Annotated in this window: 8 protein-coding genes and 1 tRNA gene; 8 read left to right on the plus strand and 1 reads right to left on the minus strand. The window is 70.9% G+C overall.

The window, feature by feature from the left end:
• The first annotated feature begins 259 nt into the window (after nt 1-259).
• A tRNA-Thr gene (locus WA762_RS05325) sits at nt 260-332 on the plus strand.
• Nucleotides 333-455: 123 nt separating this feature from the next.
• On the opposite strand, the gene WA762_RS05330 is transcribed toward WA762_RS05325, so the two are convergent.
• A complete protein-coding gene (locus WA762_RS05330) occupies nt 456-3,083 on the minus strand; it encodes a SpoIIE family protein phosphatase (protein ID WP_335933324.1) in 2,628 nt (875 codons plus the stop codon).
• Nucleotides 3,084-3,485: 402 nt separating this feature from the next.
• On the opposite strand from WA762_RS05330, the gene WA762_RS05335 reads away from it, so the two are divergent.
• From WA762_RS05335 to WA762_RS05365, 7 genes are all read left to right on the plus strand, one after another.
• The gene (locus tag WA762_RS05335; protein WP_335933326.1) at nt 3,486-8,918 is read left to right on the plus strand and encodes a HAMP domain-containing protein; all 5,433 of its coding nucleotides are present in this window, start codon (nt 3,486-3,488) and stop codon (nt 8,916-8,918) included.
• A 241-nt stretch (nt 8,919-9,159) separates the two neighbouring features.
• Nucleotides 9,160-9,831 (plus strand): response regulator, encoded by a 672-nt coding sequence (locus tag WA762_RS05340; RefSeq protein WP_335933328.1) that lies wholly within the window; start codon nt 9,160-9,162, stop codon nt 9,829-9,831.
• A 400-nt stretch (nt 9,832-10,231) separates the two neighbouring features.
• Entirely contained in the window at nt 10,232-13,039 is a 2,808-nt protein-coding gene (locus tag WA762_RS05345; RefSeq protein ID WP_335933330.1) for a DNA translocase FtsK, read from the plus strand.
• Between the two features lie 204 nt (nt 13,040-13,243).
• On the plus strand, nt 13,244-14,047 hold the full coding sequence (locus tag WA762_RS05350) for a helix-turn-helix domain-containing protein (protein WP_335933331.1): 804 nt from the start codon (nt 13,244-13,246) through the stop codon (nt 14,045-14,047).
• A 159-nt stretch (nt 14,048-14,206) separates the two neighbouring features.
• Nucleotides 14,207-15,676, plus strand: a complete 1,470-nt coding sequence (gene rimO / locus WA762_RS05355; protein ID WP_335933332.1) for a 30S ribosomal protein S12 methylthiotransferase RimO — start codon at nt 14,207-14,209, stop codon at nt 15,674-15,676.
• A complete protein-coding gene (pgsA, locus tag WA762_RS05360; RefSeq protein WP_335933333.1) occupies nt 15,673-16,356 on the plus strand; it encodes a CDP-diacylglycerol--glycerol-3-phosphate 3-phosphatidyltransferase in 684 nt (227 codons plus the stop codon). The genes rimO and pgsA overlap by 4 nt, the downstream gene beginning before the upstream one ends.
• Nucleotides 16,353-16,862 carry a CinA family protein gene (locus WA762_RS05365; RefSeq protein WP_335933335.1) on the plus strand — a complete coding sequence of 170 codons (510 nt, stop codon included), beginning with the start codon at nt 16,353-16,355 and terminating at the stop codon, nt 16,860-16,862. The genes pgsA and WA762_RS05365 overlap by 4 nt, the downstream gene beginning before the upstream one ends.
• Nucleotides 16,863-16,958 lie beyond the last annotated feature (96 nt).

The following is a 16,958-nucleotide window of genomic DNA, read 5'->3' on the forward strand; positions in this document are numbered from 1 at the left end:
GCCTTTATGGCACGGGGCTTCCTTGCGTTATGGGATGTTCTCCTCCGATCGCTCCCGACCGGACGTCCGTTGGGCCCGGCTCGCCCAGCCGGCCGCGGCAGCGGCTTCGCCGGCCGGGGAGGGGCGGCGAAGCAGGCGGGGAACCGGGGTGAAGGTACGTGGGGAACCGGAGCGAAGGTATGTCAGGAACTTCTGTGGCCAATGGTTCTGAGCACCCCTGAGTTCAGGGTATGCTTTACTCGTTGCCACAGCGCAGCAGGCCCCAATAGCTCAGTCGGTAGAGCGTCTCCATGGTAAGGAGAAGGTCTGCGGTTCGATTCCGCATTGGGGCTCAGGTATAAGAAAGGCCCTCGTCACTCGACGAGGGCCTTTCGCTTGTTCGGAGCCGGCATGTCCACTCGGGTGCCGCGGACGGCTTCCGTCCCGTGACGTGTGGTCGGGCGGGCGAAGTGTGGTCAGGCGGCGGGCGGTTCGGGTACGCGCATGGCGAGGATGGCCATGTCGTCCGACGCGGGCTCTGCGGCGAAGCGCTCGACCGCACGCAGGATGCGTGCGGCCACCGCGCCGGCCGTCAGGCCCGTACAGGTGGACAGGACGTCGGCCAGGCCGTCGTCGCCCAGCATGCGGGTGCCCTCGCGGCGTTCCGTGACGCCGTCCGTCACGCACAGCAGGACGTCGCCCGGATCGAGCGTCACCGTCTGCTCGTACAGGTCGAGATCCTCCATGACGCCCAGCAGCGGCTGCGGTTCGGCCGCGGCCTCGACCGAGCCGTCCTGGCGCAGGCGCAGCGGCAGCGGATGGCCCGCGCAGACCACCTTCAGCAGCGCGCTGCCGTCCCCCTGGGGCCACAGCTCGCCGTAGAGCAGGGTCAGGAAGCGGCTCCGGGCGCCCTCGTCCAGAATGGCCGCGTTGAGGCGCTCCAGCACCGCGGGGCCGCCGAAGCCCTCGCGGGCGAGGAGGCGCAGGGCGTGACGGGCCAGGCCCGTGACGGCCGCGGCCTCCGGGCCCGTACCACAGACGTCACCGATGGCGAAGCCGTACGCGCCGTCGCGGATCGGGAAGACGTCGTAGAAGTCGCCGCCGACCTCGTTGCCCTCGCCCGCCGCGCGGTAGATGACCTCGATCTCGACATTGGGGACCTCGGGCAGCTCCGGCGGCAGCAGACTCCGCTGGAGGGACTGGCTGATCGCCATGCGCTCCGAATAGAGGCGGGCGTTGTCCAGGGCCAGCGCGGCACGCCGCGACAAGTCCTCGGCCAGTTCCAGGCTCTCCTGGCGGAAATGGTCGTCCGAGGGCTTTCCGAGCGTGAGCATGCCGATGACCCGGTTGCGGGCGACCAGCGGCAGCACCACCGTTTCTCCGCCCACCGCCGCCGCGGTGGCGAGCGTCGTGCCGATCCCGGGGCCCGGCCCGCCCGGCTCGGACAGGCCGAGGGTGCGCATCGAGGTGCGCAGGGCCGCCTGATGGGCCGCCTCCGACGGGGCGGGCCAGATCCGGGCGCCGGGCGTCGGCACGGGGTCCGGCGGGGCGATCCGGGAGAGCAGGGCCTTGAGTCCGTCGATGCGCTCCTCGTCCTCGTGCAGCACATACGACAGGTACGGCTCCGAGATCTGGTCGGCGATCGTGTAGACGGCGCACCAGGTGGCCAGCGTCGGCACCGTCATCTGCGCCATCAGCGCCAGTGTCTGGTCCCGGTCCAGGGTGCCCGCGAGCAGGTCGGACGCCTCGACGAGGAAGGAGAGCGAGCCGCGGCGCAGCCGCTCCAGCTCGCCCAGCCGGGCCGACTCGACGGCCAGCGCGATGCGGTCGGCGGCGAACTGCAGACGCAGCGCCTCCTCGTTGGTGTACCGGCCCGCAGCCTCCGCGGCGACGCCCAACGAGCCCGTCAGACGGCCCTCGACCTTCAGCGGCACCGTGACCACGGACCGCATCCCCGTGCCGCCGAGCAGCGGGACCGCGCCGGGGACCATGTCCAGGTCCTCGTGGACGGCGGGCATCCGGGCGGAGCCGTAGCGTCCGGTCCCGGCCTCGACCGGGACCCGGGCGAAACGCTGGCGGGCGGAGGGCAGGCCGGTCGTGGCCCGCACCTCCAGCTCCGTCTCGTCGTCCGTGGCCAGGAGCAGGAACGCCGCGTCCGCGTCGAGCATGTCGCGGGCCCGCTCCACCGTGCGCTGGAGCAGGCCGTCCAGGTCGTCGGGGGCGGGGGAGCCGATGAAGATCTCGAACGGGTCCGTCTTGCGGCCCTCGGCGCTCGCGTCGGAGACCGGGGCGCGGGGCGGGGACTGGAGGACCGCGCGCTCGTAGTCCCGCACCAGCAGGCAGACCGTCGACGGCTCGCCGTGCGGATCGCGGACCCGCAGATGCGAGGCGTACACCGGGATGGTGCGGCCGTCGGCGCCCCGGATCCCGTAGCTGCCCTCCCAGCGCGAGAGCCGCAGGGCCTCCGCGATGCCGGTGTTGGTGCCCGGAGTCTGCGGCCAGGCCGTGAAGTCCGTGAGCTGCTTTCCCACGACCTGGTCCGGGGCGTGGCCGAAGAGGTACGCGGCGTCTTCGTTCCAGGCGGTCACCGAGCCGGCTCCGTCGGTTTGGACGACGGCCACCCGGACCCGCTCGTCGGCGACCGGGAGCAGCCCCACCGGGAGCTCCGGGCCGGCAGAGCGGATGCCCACCGGGCGTTCGGGAAGATCCAGCTGGAACCAGACGTGCTTGTGGGCGGGGGAGTACTCGACGCCCCAGCGGGAGGCCAGCGACGCGCAGAGCAGCAGCCCCCGGCCGTTCTCCCGGTCCGGGCCGGCGAAACCCGGCCCCGGGCGCTGGAGCGGCACCTCGCGCTCCGGGTAGTGGTCGGAGACCTCGATACGGACGCCGTCCTCCGTGCGCAGACAGAGCACGTCCGCGGTGGTCCCGGCGTGCACGACCGCGTTCGTCACGAGTTCGCTGGTGAGCACGACGGCGTCGTCGACGACGTCCGTGTACCCCCAGCCCTGGAGGGTGTCCCGGACGAAGGCGCGGGCGGTCGCGACGGAGCGCCCGACCGGTTCGAAGGTGGCGGCCGCGCGCGCGGTGATCACAGCACTCCCCATGTGGTGTCTCGTCGCTTCCCCGAGTCGTGTGCCCGTTTCTCGCCGCTTCGATTCGCCTAGCCAGGCTAGACGCTCGCTCCCGGCACCGGGTACACGAGGTCCGACTTCGAGCAGTAACGGCCAGGAACCGGCATGTGAGCGGACAAGTACGGGCTTTCCGACAGGACGGATCGCGACAACAGCGGGAGGCCGCACGTCGATCCGGTCGAGCCTGGTACGTTTCAACGATTTGACGTCCGCATGGTCACCCGTCGACGGTGGGCAGTGGCGGTGAGCCAATCAGGAACTGGGCAAGCTCCCAGTCAGGACCCGAGCGAAACGGTCAACCCCTGCGGGAGGGACACGGTGGAGTCTGGCGTGGCGGCGCGGGGATCACGAACGCGCACAAAAGGCGGACAGCCCGTGAGGAAGAAGCGCAATGCGACCATCGACGTCGACGCGGCGGCGCTCAACAGACTGCTGGCGGGACTCGTGGCGATGCGCGACGGGAACTTCCGCCGGCGCCTGACCGTCTCGGGCGACAGTGTGATGGCGGAGATCGCGGCGGTGTTCAACGAGGTCGCCGACCGCAATCTCCACCTCACCGGCGAGCTGGCCCGGGTGAGGCGCGTCGTCGGACGTGAGGGGAAGCTCACCGAGCGGCTGGAGACGGGGGCCTGCGAGGGCTCCTGGGCCGCCGCCATCGACGCCTCCAACGAGCTGGTCGACGACCTGGCCCGCCCGGTCTCGGAGGTCGGGCGGGTGCTGTCCGCGGTGGCCGACGGCGATCTCGAACAGCGGATGGAGCTGCGGTCGCACACGGCCGACGGAACGGTGCGCCCGCTGCGCGGCGAGTTCCTGAAGGTCGCCCGCACGGTCAACAACCTGGTCGACCAGCTCTCGGCGTTCACCGAGCAGGTGACCAGGGTCGCGGTCGAGGTGGGGACCGAGGGCAAGCTGGGCGGCCAGGCCCAGGTGCGCGGGATGTCCGGGTCGTGGAAGGACCTCACGGACTCCGTGAACACCATGGCGTACCGGCTGACCGCCCAGGTCCGGGACATCGCCCTGGTCACGACGGCGGTCGCCAAGGGCGATCTGTCGCGGAAGGTCACCGTCCATGTGGCCGGCGAGATGCTGCAGCTGAAGAACACCGTGAACACGATGGTCGACCAGCTGTCGTCGTTCTCCTCCGAGGTGACCCGGGTCGCCCGCGAGGTGGGCACGGAGGGCATCCTCGGCGGTCAGGCGCAGGTGCCCGGCGTCGCCGGGGTGTGGAAGGACCTCACCGACTCGGTCAACACGATGGCCGGGAACCTGACCTCCCAGGTGCGCGGGATCGCCGAGGTGACCACGGCCGTCGCCAACGGCGACCTGTCGCAGAAGGTGACGGTGAGCGCGCGCGGCGAGGTCGCCCAGCTGGCCGAGACCATCAACCAGATGACCGAGACGCTGCGGACCTTCGCGGACGAGGTCACCCGGGTGGCCAGCGAGATCGGCGGCGAGGGGCTGCTCGGCGGTCAGGCGCAGGTGCCGGGCGCCGCCGGGACCTGGAAGGACCTCACCGACTCGGTGAACACGGTCTTCCGGAACCTGACCACGCAGGTCCGCGACATCGCGCAGGTCACCACGGCGGTGGCCAGCGGAGACCTGTCTCAGAAGGTCACGGTCGACGTGGCCGGCGAGATGCTGGAGCTGAAGAACACCGTCAACACGATGGTCGACCAGCTGCAGTCCTTCGGTTCGGAAGTGACCCGGGTGGCCCGGGAGGTCGGCGTCGAGGGCCGGCTGGGCGGCCAGGCCGAGGTGCCGGGCGCGGCGGGCACCTGGAAGGACCTCACCGACTCGGTGAACACCGCGTTCCGGAACCTCACGGGCCAGGTCCGCGACATCGCGCAGGTGACGACCGCGGTCGCCAACGGCGACCTGTCCCAGAAGGTCACGGTCGACGTCGCGGGCGAGATGCTGGAGCTGAAGAACACCGTCAACACGATGGTGGCGCAGCTCTCCTCGTTCGCCGACCAGGTCACGCGGATGGCGCGGGACGTGGGCACCGAGGGCCGGCTGGGCGGTCAGGCGCGGGTCGACGGCGTCTCCGGCACCTGGAAGGAGCTCACCGACTCCGTCAACTTCATGGCCGGGAACCTGACCTCCCAGGTGCGGGAGATCGCCCAGGTGACGACGGCGGTGGCGCGCGGGGACCTGTCGCAGAAGATCGACGTGGACGCCCGCGGCGAGATCCTGGAACTCAAGAACACCATCAACACCATGGTCGACCAGCTCTCCGCCTTCGCGGACCAGGTGACCAGGGTCGCCCGCGAGGTGGGTACGGACGGGCGGCTCGGCGGCCAGGCCCAGGTGCCCGGGGTGGCCGGGGTGTGGCGCGATCTGACCGACTCGGTGAACGGCATGGCCGGCAACCTCACCGACCAGGTCCGCAGCATCGCCCAGGTCGCCACGGCGGTGGCGCGCGGCGATCTGTCGCAGAAGATCGACGTGGACGCCCGGGGCGAGATCCTGGAACTCAAGAACACCCTGAACACGATGGTGGACCAGCTCTCGAACTTCGCCGAGCAGGTGACCCGGGTCGCCCGCGAGGTGGGCACGGAGGGCATGCTCGGCGGCCAGGCCGAGGTGCAGGGTGTGTCCGGCACGTGGAAGGACCTCACCCAGTCCGTCAACGGCATGGCGAACAACCTGACCCTCCAGGTCCGCAACATCGCCGAGGTCACCACCGCGGTCGCCAACGGCGACCTCTCCAAGAAGATCACCGTCGACGCCAAGGGCGAGATCCTCGAACTCGTCACGACCGTCAACACCATGGTCGACCAGCTGCTCAACTTCGCCGACGAGGTGACGCGCGTCGCCCGCGAGGTGGGGACCGAGGGCATCCTCGGCGGCCAGGCCCGGGTGCGCGGGGCGACCGGCATCTGGAAGGACCTCAGCGACAACGTCAACCTGATGGCCAACAACCTGACCAGCCAGGTGCGGAACATCTCCCGGGTCTCGTCCGCCGTCGCCAACGGGGACCTGACGAAGAAGGTCACCGTGGAGGCGCGCGGCGAGGTCGCCGAACTCGCCGACACCGTCAACACGATGGTGACGACGCTGTCCTCGTTCGCCGACGAGGTGACGCGCGTCGCCCGCGAGGTGGGCACCGAGGGCGAACTGGGCGGCCAGGCCCGCGTGCCGGGGGTGTCCGGCACCTGGAAGGACCTCACCGAGTCCGTGAACTCGATGGCGTCCAACCTGACCGGTCAGGTCCGGCAGATCGCCGCCGTCACCACGGCCATCGCCAGGGGCGACCTCACCAAGAAGATCGACATCGACGCCCGGGGCGAGATCCTGGAGCTGAAGGACACCATCAACACCATGGTCGACCAGCTCTCCTCGTTCGCCGAGCAGGTGACCAGGGTGGCCCGCGAGGTGGGCACCGAGGGCCAGCTGGGCGGTCAGGCCCGGGTCCGGGACGTCGACGGCACCTGGCGCGACCTCACCGAGTCGGTGAACGAGATGGCCGGCAACCTCACCCGCCAGGTGCGGGCCATCGCCGCCGTCGCCACCGCGGTGACCCGGGGCGACCTCAACCTCAAGGTCGACGTCGACGCGGCCGGCGAGATCCAGGCCCTGCAGGACAACATCAACACGATGATCGCCAACCTGCGCGACACCACGGCCACCAACAAGGAGCAGGACTGGCTCAAGGGCAACCTCGCCCGGATCTCCGGCCTGATGCAGGGGCGGCGCGATCTGGACGACGTGGCCTCGCTGATCATGAGCGAGCTGACCCCGGTCGTCTCCGCGCAGCACGGCGCGTTCTTCCTGGCCGTGCCGACCGGGGACAGCGACACGGTGGGCGTCGACGGCGACGAGGACGGCTCGTACGAGCTGTGCATGAGAGGCAGCTACGGGTACTCGGCCGGGTCGATGCCGACCACCTTCCGGCCCGGCGAGACGCTCATCGGGACGGCGGCGGAGGAGAAGCGGACCATCCAGGTGGACAACGTCCCGCCGGGGTACCTGAAGATCTCCTCCGGGCTCGGCGAGGCGCCCCCCGCGCATGTGATCGTGCTGCCGGTGCTCTTCGAGGGCAAGGTCCTCGGCGTGATCGAACTGGCCTCCTTCCAGCCGTTCACCCAGATCCAGCGGGACTTCCTCAACCAGCTCGCCGAGATGATCGCGACGAGCGTCAACACCATCAGCGTCAACACGAAGACCGAGAAGCTCCTTGAGCAGTCGCAGCAGCTCGCCGAACAACTGCGGGACCGGTCCATGGAGTTGGAGAACCGGCAGGAGGCGCTCGAGGCGTCCAACGCCGAACTGGAGGAGAAGGCCGCGCTGCTGGCCCGGCAGAACCGCGACATCGAGGTCAAGAACACCGAGATCGAGGACGCCCGGCAGGTCCTGGAGGAGCGTGCCGAACAGCTCGCGGTCTCCATGCGCTACAAGTCCGAGTTCCTGGCGAACATGTCGCACGAGCTGCGCACCCCGCTCAACTCGCTGCTCATTCTCGCCAAGTTGCTGGCGGACAACGCCGAGGGCAATCTCTCGCCGAAGCAGGTGGAGTTCGCGGAGACGATCCACGGGGCCGGTTCCGACCTGCTCCAGCTGATCAACGACATCCTCGATCTCACGAAGGTCGAGGCGGGCAAGATGGACGTCAGCCCGACCCGGATCGCGCTGGTCCAGCTGGTCGACTACGTGGAGGCGACGTTCCGGCCGCTCACCGCGGAGAAGGGGCTCGACTTCTCCGTACGGGTCTCGCCGGAACTGCCCGCGACGCTGCACACGGACGAGCAGAGGCTGCTCCAGGTGCTGCGCAACCTCCTTTCCAACGCGGTGAAGTTCACCGACAGCGGGGCGGTCGAGCTGGTGATCCGGCTCGCCACCGAGGACGTGCCGAACGCCATCCGCGAGCAGCTCCTGGAGGCCGGTTCGCTGCGTGACGCGGACGCCGAACTGATCGCCTTCTCCGTCACCGACACCGGGATCGGGATCGCGGCCAGCAAGATGCTGGTGATCTTCGAGGCGTTCAAGCAGGCGGACGGCACCACCAGCCGCAAGTACGGCGGCACGGGCCTGGGCCTGTCCATCAGCCGGGAGATCGCCCGGCTGCTGGGCGGTGAGATCCACGCGGCTAGCGAGCCGGGACGCGGCTCGACGTTCACGCTGTATCTGCCGCTGCATCCGAACCAGGTGCCGCCGCAGGGCACTTCGCCGAACGGCCCGGAGGGCGCCGAGACACCGGGGGCCGCGGCCGAGGAGGCGTCGTTCCCGCCGGCCGTCGCCGGGGCCGAGCCGGGGGCCGCCGCGCACGACGCGGACGGGTCCGGCGGAGCCGCCCCGTACCGCCGCCAGGCCCTCGGCGGCGCGGAACGGCGGCCGGCGCTGCCGTCCCGCGCCTCCGCCACGGGCACAACCGGGCAGGAACCGTGGGTTCCGGAGGGCGGGCAGGCGCCGGAGGCCCGCAGACCGCTGCGGTTCCGCGGCGAGAAGGTGCTGATCGTCGACGACGACATCCGCAACGTCTTCGCGCTCACCAGCGTGCTGGAGCAGCACGGCCTGTCGGTGCTGTACGCCGAGAACGGCCGGGTCGGCATCGAAGTCCTTGAACAGCACGACGATGTGACGGTCGTGCTGATGGACATCATGATGCCGGAGATGGACGGCTACGCCACGACGGCGGCGATCCGCCGGATGCCGCAGTTCGCCGGGCTGCCGATCGTCGCGCTGACCGCGAAGGCCATGAAGGGCGACCGGGAAAAGGCGATCGAATCCGGTGCTTCCGACTATGTCACGAAGCCCGTCGACCCTGATCACCTTCTTTCCGTAATGGAGCAGTGGATGCGCGAAGAGTGATCATCAAGGGAACAGAATTGCGATGAGTTGATGATCGGTCAGGCGTGCGGAATGTGGGGGCCGGGCACGGGAACCTTCCCGCCCGCTCCCGCGTTTTCGCTGTGTGCACAGTGACATCGCGGTGACAGGGTGTGGTGACGGACACGGTGCGGCTACCATGACCGGCACAAGGACGGACGGCGTAAGGGAGTCGTCCCCTGGGGCGGCGCCCGGTGCAATTCCGGGGCGAGGAGGACGGGCCATGGTGCAGAAGGCCAAGATCCTCCTGGTCGATGACCGGCCGGAGAATCTGCTGGCGCTGGAGGCCATCCTCTCTGCGCTCGATCAGACGCTGGTACGGGCATCGTCAGGGGAGGAAGCGCTCAAAGCGCTGCTCACGGACGACTTCGCGGTCATTCTGCTGGACGTCCAGATGCCAGGCATGGACGGTTTCGAAACCGCCGCGCACATCAAGCGACGGGAACGCACCCGGGACATCCCGATCATCTTCCTCACCGCGATCAATCATGGTCCGCACCACACCTTCAGGGGATACGCGGCGGGCGCGGTGGACTACATCTCGAAGCCGTTCGATCCGTGGGTGCTGCGGGCGAAGGTCACGGTCTTCGTCGATCTCTACATGAAGAACTGCAAGCTGCGCGAGCAGGCGGCGTTGCTTCGGCTCCAGCTGGAGGGCGACGCCGAGACAGGCGCGGGTGGGGAGCCCGCCGGGCTGCTGGCCGAGCTCTCGGCGCGGCTCGCCGCCGTCGAGGAGCAGGCCGAGGCGCTCTCCAAACAGCTCGACGACGAGTCGGCGGACGCGGCGGCCGTGGCCACCGCCGCCCATCTGGAACGCAAGCTGACCGGCCTGCGCCGGGCGCTCGACGCGCTGGAGCCCGGCACCGGAAGCGGCGCGGCCGCCCTTCCCTCCTAAGGGCTGTCCCGTAATCCCTGGCGGGCGCGCGACGACGGCTACGGCACCTCGCCGCGTTGTCGGAACGGCCCGGCGCCCTCCTGCGTAGCGCACCGGGGCCGGGAGCACGCCGCCCGAGGGCCGGTGCGAGGGGGCGGGCCGCGGGGGCCGTCGCCGTGCCGGTCCGGGGCGTACGACCCGGGGCGGGCCGCGGGGCGACTTCCCGCGCGGGGAGCGGCCGTAGCCCGGGGTGTCGGTCAACTGCCGCACAGCACGGCGCGCCCGACGGGCCGTCACCCGGCGCGCCACGTCGCACGCCGTCGTGAGCGTGTGTCAGTTTCCGGCCTCCGCGCAGCGACACGGTTGGGTGAAGCGGCGGGCACACGTGTTCACCGCCGCCGACACAGGTAACCTCGGCATCATGGCCTCACGTACGTCCGGCAAGGGTTCCCAGGGCACGGCGGGCACCGCGAAGGGCGCCGGCCGTACCGCGGGGACCGCCAAGAAACCCGTGCCGGCCAAGAAAGCCGCGCCCGCCAGGAAGCCCGCGGCGAAGCCCGCCGCGAAGAAGGCCGCGCCCGCGCGCAGGCCGCCCGCCAAGAAGGCGGCGGCGAAGAAGGCGGCCGCGCCCCGCCCGGCGCCGTCGCCCACCGGCGGCGTCTACCGTCTGGCGCGCGCCGTCTGGCTCGGCGTCGCCCACGCCGTCGGCGCGATGTTCCGCGGCGTGGGACGCGGCGCGAAGGGGCTCGACCCCGCGCACCGCAAGGACGGCCTGGCGCTGCTGCTGCTGGGCCTCGCGCTGGTCGTCGCCGCCGGCACCTGGTCCAATCTGCGCGGACCCGTCGGCGACCTCGTGGAGATGCTCGTCACCGGGGCCTTCGGCCGGCTCGACCTGCTCGTGCCGATACTGCTCGGCGTCATCGCCGTGCGGCTGATCCGGCACCCGGAGCGGCCCGAGGCCAACGGACGCATCGTCATCGGGCTCTCCGCCCTCGTCGTCGGCGTGCTGGGGCAGGTCCACATCGCGTGCGGATCGCCCGGCCGGAACGACGGCACGACGGCCATGCAGGACGCGGGCGGGCTCATCGGCTGGGCCGCCTCCAAGCCGTTGGTCTACACCATGGGCGAGGTCCTCGCCGTACCGCTGCTGCTGCTGCTGACCGTCTTCGGGCTGCTCGTCGTCACCGCCACCCCGGTCAACGCCATTCCGCAGCGGTTGCGGCTGCTCGGCACCAAGCTGGGCGTCCTCGACCCGCCGCACGACCCGGAGGACGAGGAGAACGACGACGAGCGCTACGAGGAGCAGTGGCGCGAGGCCCTGCCCGCCCGCTCCCGCCGCTCGCCCGCCCGTCGCCCGGGCGCCCCCGCAGAATTCGACCCGGAGCAGGCGGAGGTCGAGGCGCTCTCCCGGCGCCGGGCGCCCCGCAGGTCCTCCGCGCAGTCCTCGGCGGACCGCGGCATGGACCCGGTGGACGTCGCCGCCGCGGCGGCCGCCGCGCTCGACGGGGCCGTGCTCAACGGCATGCCGCCCTCGCCGGTCGTCGCCGACCTCACCCAGCGCATCGCCGCCGAGCGCGAGCGTCCGGCCCCGCCGGTCCCGGGGGCCAGGGCGGGGGAACCCGCCGCAGGTGCGGGCCGGCCCCAGAAGCCCGGGGTGCCGGCGGGCGCCGTGCCCGACCTGACGAAGCCCGCCCCCGACCGGTCGCAGTCCGAGCCGCTGCCGGCCCGCGCCGAGCAGCTCCAGCTGTCCGGGGACATCACCTACTCCCTGCCCTCGCTCGACCTGCTGGAGCGCGGCGGACCGGGCAAGACCCGCAGCGCCGCCAACGACGCGATCGTCGCGGCCCTGACGAACGTCTTCACCGAGTTCAAGGTCGACGCCGCCGTCACCGGCTTCACCCGGGGGCCGACGGTCACCCGCTACGAGGTCGAGCTGGGCCCCGCCGTGAAGGTCGAGCGGATCACCGCCCTCGCCAAGAACATCGCGTACGCCGTGGCCAGCCCCGACGTCCGGATCATCTCCCCGATCCCGGGCAAGTCGGCGGTGGGCATCGAGATCCCCAACACCGACCGCGAGATGGTCAACCTCGGGGACGTGCTGCGCCTCGCGGACGCCGCCGAGGACGACCACCCGATGCTGGTCGCGCTCGGCAAGGACGTCGAGGGCGGCTACGTCATGGCCAACCTGGCGAAGATGCCGCACGTGCTGGTGGCCGGGGCGACCGGGTCCGGCAAGTCGTCCTGCATCAACTGCCTGATCACCTCGATCATGGTCCGGGCGACCCCGGAGGACGTCCGCATGGTGCTGGTCGACCCCAAGCGCGTCGAGCTGACCGCGTACGAGGGCATCCCGCACCTGATCACGCCGATCATCACCAACCCCAAGCGCGCCGCCGAGGCCCTCCAGTGGGTCGTGCGGGAGATGGACCTCCGGTACGACGACCTCGCCGCCTTCGGCTACCGGCACATCGACGACTTCAACCAGGCCGTGCGCGACGGCAAGGTCAAGCCGCCGGAGGGCAGCGAGCGGGAGCTGTCGCCCTACCCGTACCTGCTGGTGATCGTCGACGAGCTGGCCGACCTGATGATGGTGGCGCCGCGCGACGTGGAGGACGCCATCGTCCGCATCACCCAATTGGCCCGCGCCGCCGGCATCCATCTGGTGCTCGCGACGCAGCGGCCCTCGGTCGACGTCGTCACGGGTCTGATCAAGGCGAACGTGCCCTCCCGGCTCGCCTTCGCGACGTCGTCCCTGGCCGACAGCCGGGTCATCCTCGACCAGCCCGGCGCCGAGAAGCTGATCGGCAAGGGCGACGGCCTGTTCCTGCCGATGGGGGCCAACAAGCCCACCCGCATGCAGGGCGCCTTCGTCACCGAGGGCGAGGTCGCGGCCGTCGTCAAGCACTGCAAGGATCAGATGACGCCGGTCTTCCGCGACGACGTGGTGGCCGGCACCGCCAAGAAGAAGGAGATCGACGAGGACATCGGCGACGACCTGGACCTGCTCTGCCAGGCCGCCGAACTGGTCGTGTCCACGCAGTTCGGGTCCACCTCGATGCTCCAGCGCAAGCTGCGGGTCGGGTTCGCCAAGGCGGGTCGGCTGATGGACCTGATGGAGTCACGCGGCATCGTCGGGCCGAGCGAGGGATCCAAGGCCCGGGACGTCCTGGTGAAACCCGACGAGCTGGACGGCGTGTTGGCCGTGATCCGCGGGGAAACCGCCTCGTAGGTGAAGTACGGGCAACCCTTTCGTCGGGTCGTACGTCAAGTTGGAAGGAGGAGCGGCAGGATGGTCCTTCCAGGGGCGGTCCGGCGCGTCGGACGGCGTTCGAGTCCGATGGCGTACAAAGTGCTTCCTCCCGGTTGCCCCACCCTTTCGTACCCCCCCTAGACTGAACACCCAGCAGGTGGCTCACGCTCGAAAGGCGCCCCCGTGTCCATCGGCAACTCTCCCGAAGACGACCGGCCTTCGATCGGTCGAGCGCTTCAGCAGGCTCGTATCGCCGCAGGTCTCACGGTCGAAGAGATCAGTACGTCCACGCGGGTGCGCATCCCCATCGTGCACGCGATCGAAGAGGACGATTTCTCCCGCTGCGGCGGCGACGTCTACGCGCGCGGTCACATCCGCGCGCTGGCGCGCGCCGTCCACATCGATCCGGAACCACTGGTCGCGCAGTACGACGCCGCGCACGGCGGCCGTCCCGCGCCCACCCCCGCGGCCCCGCTGTTCGAGGCCGAACGCATCCGTTCCGAACCCCGCCGGCCCAACTGGACGGCGGCCATGGTCGCGGCCATCGTCGTCGTCGTCGGTTTCGTCGGCTTCACGGTCCTCAAGGGCGGCAACGGCAACAGCCCCGCGACCACGCAGGTCGCGGAGGGCGCGGCCGCCCACTCGGCCGGCCCCCGTCCCAAGGCGAGCAAGTCCGCGGAACCCAAGCCGGACAGCTCCGACAGCGCCATCGCCGCGGCCCCCCGGGACAAGGTGACGGTGAAGCTCAGCGCCAGCCAGGGCAAGAGCTGGATCTCCGCCAAGGACCACAGCGGACGGCTGCTCTTCGACGGGCTGCTCCAGCAGGGCCAGTCCAAGACCTTCCAGGACCAGGAACGGGTCGACCTCGTCCTCGGCGACGCCGGGTCCATCGAGCTGTTCGTGAACGGCAAGAAGGTCGAGGACAAGTTCCAGCCGGGCCAGGTCGAGCGACTCTCGTACACGAAGGGCGACCCGGCGGTCGGCTGACACCCGGCCCCGGAGAGCTCCGGACCAGGCGGCGGGCGCCCGGCGATCGTGCCGGGCGCCCGCCGTTCTCGTCACCGGACGTGACGGGGAAACGACGTGGGAACGACGAGGGAACCCTGCACGGCGGGGCGTGTGCCGGGACAAAGTAGTCTTGAGCCCATGCCCGAACGCCGTACCGTCGCCCTTGTCACTCTCGGCTGCGCCCGTAACGAGGTGGACTCGGAGGAGCTCGCAGGCCGCTTGGCAGCGGACGGCTGGGAGCTCGTCGAGGACGCCTCCGACGCGGACGTCGCCGTCGTCAACACCTGCGGATTCGTCGAGGCCGCCAAGAAGGACTCCGTCGACGCCCTCCTCGAGGCCAACGACCTCAAGGACCACGGCAGGACCCAGGCCGTGGTCGCCGTCGGCTGCATGGCCGAGCGCTACGGCAAGGAGCTCGCCGAGGCCCTGCCCGAGGCGGACGGAGTCCTCGGATTCGACGACTACGCCGACATCTCCGACCGCCTCCAGACCATCCTGAGCGGCGGCGTCCACGCCTCGCACACCCCGCGCGACCGCCGCAAGCTCCTGCCGATCAGCCCGGCCCGGCGGCAGGACGCCGACGTGGCCCTGCCGGGGCACGCGCAGCAGCCCGCACCGGCGCCGGAGGACCTGCCCGAGGGCGTCGCCCCGGTCTCCGGTCCCCGGGCGCCCCTGCGCCGGAGACTGGGCGCCAGCCCCGTCGCCTCGGTGAAGCTGGCCTCCGGCTGCGACCGGCGCTGCTCCTTCTGCGCCATCCCGTCCTTCCGCGGCTCGTTCATCTCGCGGCGTCCGTCGGACGTGCTGGGGGAGACCCGCTGGCTGGCCGAGCAGGGCGTGAAGGAGGTCATGCTGGTCTCCGAGAACAACACCTCGTACGGCAAGGACCTGGGCGACATCCGGCTGCTGGAGACGCTCCTGCCGGAGCTCGCGGAGGTGGACGGGATCGAGCGGATCCGGGTCAGCTATCTGCAGCCCGCGGAGATGCGGCCGGGCCTCATCGACGTGCTGACCTCGACCCCGAAGGTCGCCCCGTACTTCGACCTGTCCTTCCAGCACTCGGCCCCGGGCGTGTTGCGGGCGATGCGCCGCTTCGGCGACACCGACCGCTTCCTGGAGCTCCTGGAGACCATCCGCGGCAAGGCTCCGCAGGCCGGCGCCCGCTCCAACTTCATCGTCGGCTTCCCCGGCGAGACCGAGGCCGACGTGGCGGAGCTGGAACGCTTCCTCACCGGCGCCCGGCTCGACGCCATCGGCGTGTTCGGGTACTCCGACGAGGAGGGCACCGAGGCGGCCGGCTACGAGAACAAGCTCGACGCCGACGTCGTCGCGGAGCGCCTGGCGCACATCTCGCAGCTGGCCGAGGAGCTGACCTCGCAGCGGGCCGAGGAGCGCCTCGGCGAGTCCCTCCAGGTGCTGGTCGAGTCCGTGGACGACGAGGACGGCGCGGTGGGGCGCGCGGCGCACCAGGCCCCCGAGACGGACGGCCAGGTGCTCCTCACGGCACGCGAGGGTCTGGTGCCCGGCCTTATGGTCGAGGCAAAGGTCGTGGGCACCGAGGGAGTGGACCTGGTGGCCGAGTGTTCCGAGCTCGTGGAGGCGGCCAGATGACGGGAGTCCCGGCATCCGCGGCGGGCGGTTCCGGCGCGACGCCGGTCCGCGGCGGCAGGCTGGGCACCGCGGCCGTCAACCAGGCCAGTCTCTGGAACATCGCCAATCTGCTCACCATGCTGCGGCTGGTGCTGGTGCCCGGCTTCGTGCTGCTGCTGCTGCACAACGGCGGCTACGACCCGGCCTGGCGGTCGTTCGCCTGGGCGGCGTTCGCCGTGGCCATGATCACCGACCTGTTCGACGGCCACCTCGCACGCACGTACAACCTCGTCACCGATTTCGGGAAGATCGCCGATCCGATCGCGGACAAGGCGATCATGGGCGCGGCGCTGATCTGTCTGTCGTACCTGGGTGATCTTCCCTGGTGGGTCACGGGCGTGATCCTCTTCCGCGAGATCGGCATCACGCTGATGCGGTTCTGGGTGATCCGCCACGGGGTGATTCCGGCCAGTCGCGGCGGCAAGATGAAGACCCTGGCCCAGGGGGTGGCGGTCGGCATGTACGTCCTGGCGCTGACGGGCCCGCTCGCCACCCTGCGCTTCTGGGTGATGGCGCTGGCCGTCGCGCTGACGGTCGCCACCGGGCTGGACTACGTGCGCCAGGCCGTCGTGCTGCGACGCAAGGGGCTCGCGGCCGAGCGGGCCGCGGCCCGCGCGTCCGCCGGGGAGACGGAGCGGTGACGGCCGCGGCCGAGGCGCTGGCGCTGCTCGCGGAGCGCGGCCAGACCCTCGCCGTCGCGGAGTCGCTCACCGGTGGGCTGGTCGCCGCGGAGCTGACGTCCGTGCCCGGCGCCTCGCGCTCCTTCCTCGGGTCCGTGACGGCCTACGCGACGCCGCTGAAGCGCGATCTGCTCGGCGTGGACGGGGCCCTCCTGGCGGAACGCGGTGCGGTCGACCCGGACGTGGCGCGGCAGATGGCGACAGGTGCGCGTCGCGTTCTCGGTGCAGACTGGGGAGTGGCGACCACCGGTGTCGCGGGCCCCGACCCGCAGGACGGAAAACCCGTCGGCACGGTCTACGTGGCCGTGTCCGGGCCGGACGGCGCGGAGAAGGTGACCGCGCTGCGATTGAACGGCGGCCGTGCGGACATCCGTAGGGAGAGCGTACGGAACGTTCTCGCACTGCTTTCCGGCGAACTCGGCAAGAATGCAAGCGCACAGGATACGGAACAGAACGGGGGGAATTGATGTTTGCAGCCCTGAGTGAACACGACATCGCTCCCCGCACGGCCGCGGCGCAAGGCGGTACGGTGGGGCGTGAAGGATGCGGCTACGCGGTCCGAG

This window comes from Streptomyces tyrfis, assembly GCF_037034285.1.
Lineage (GTDB): Bacteria > Actinomycetota > Actinomycetes > Streptomycetales > Streptomycetaceae > Streptomyces.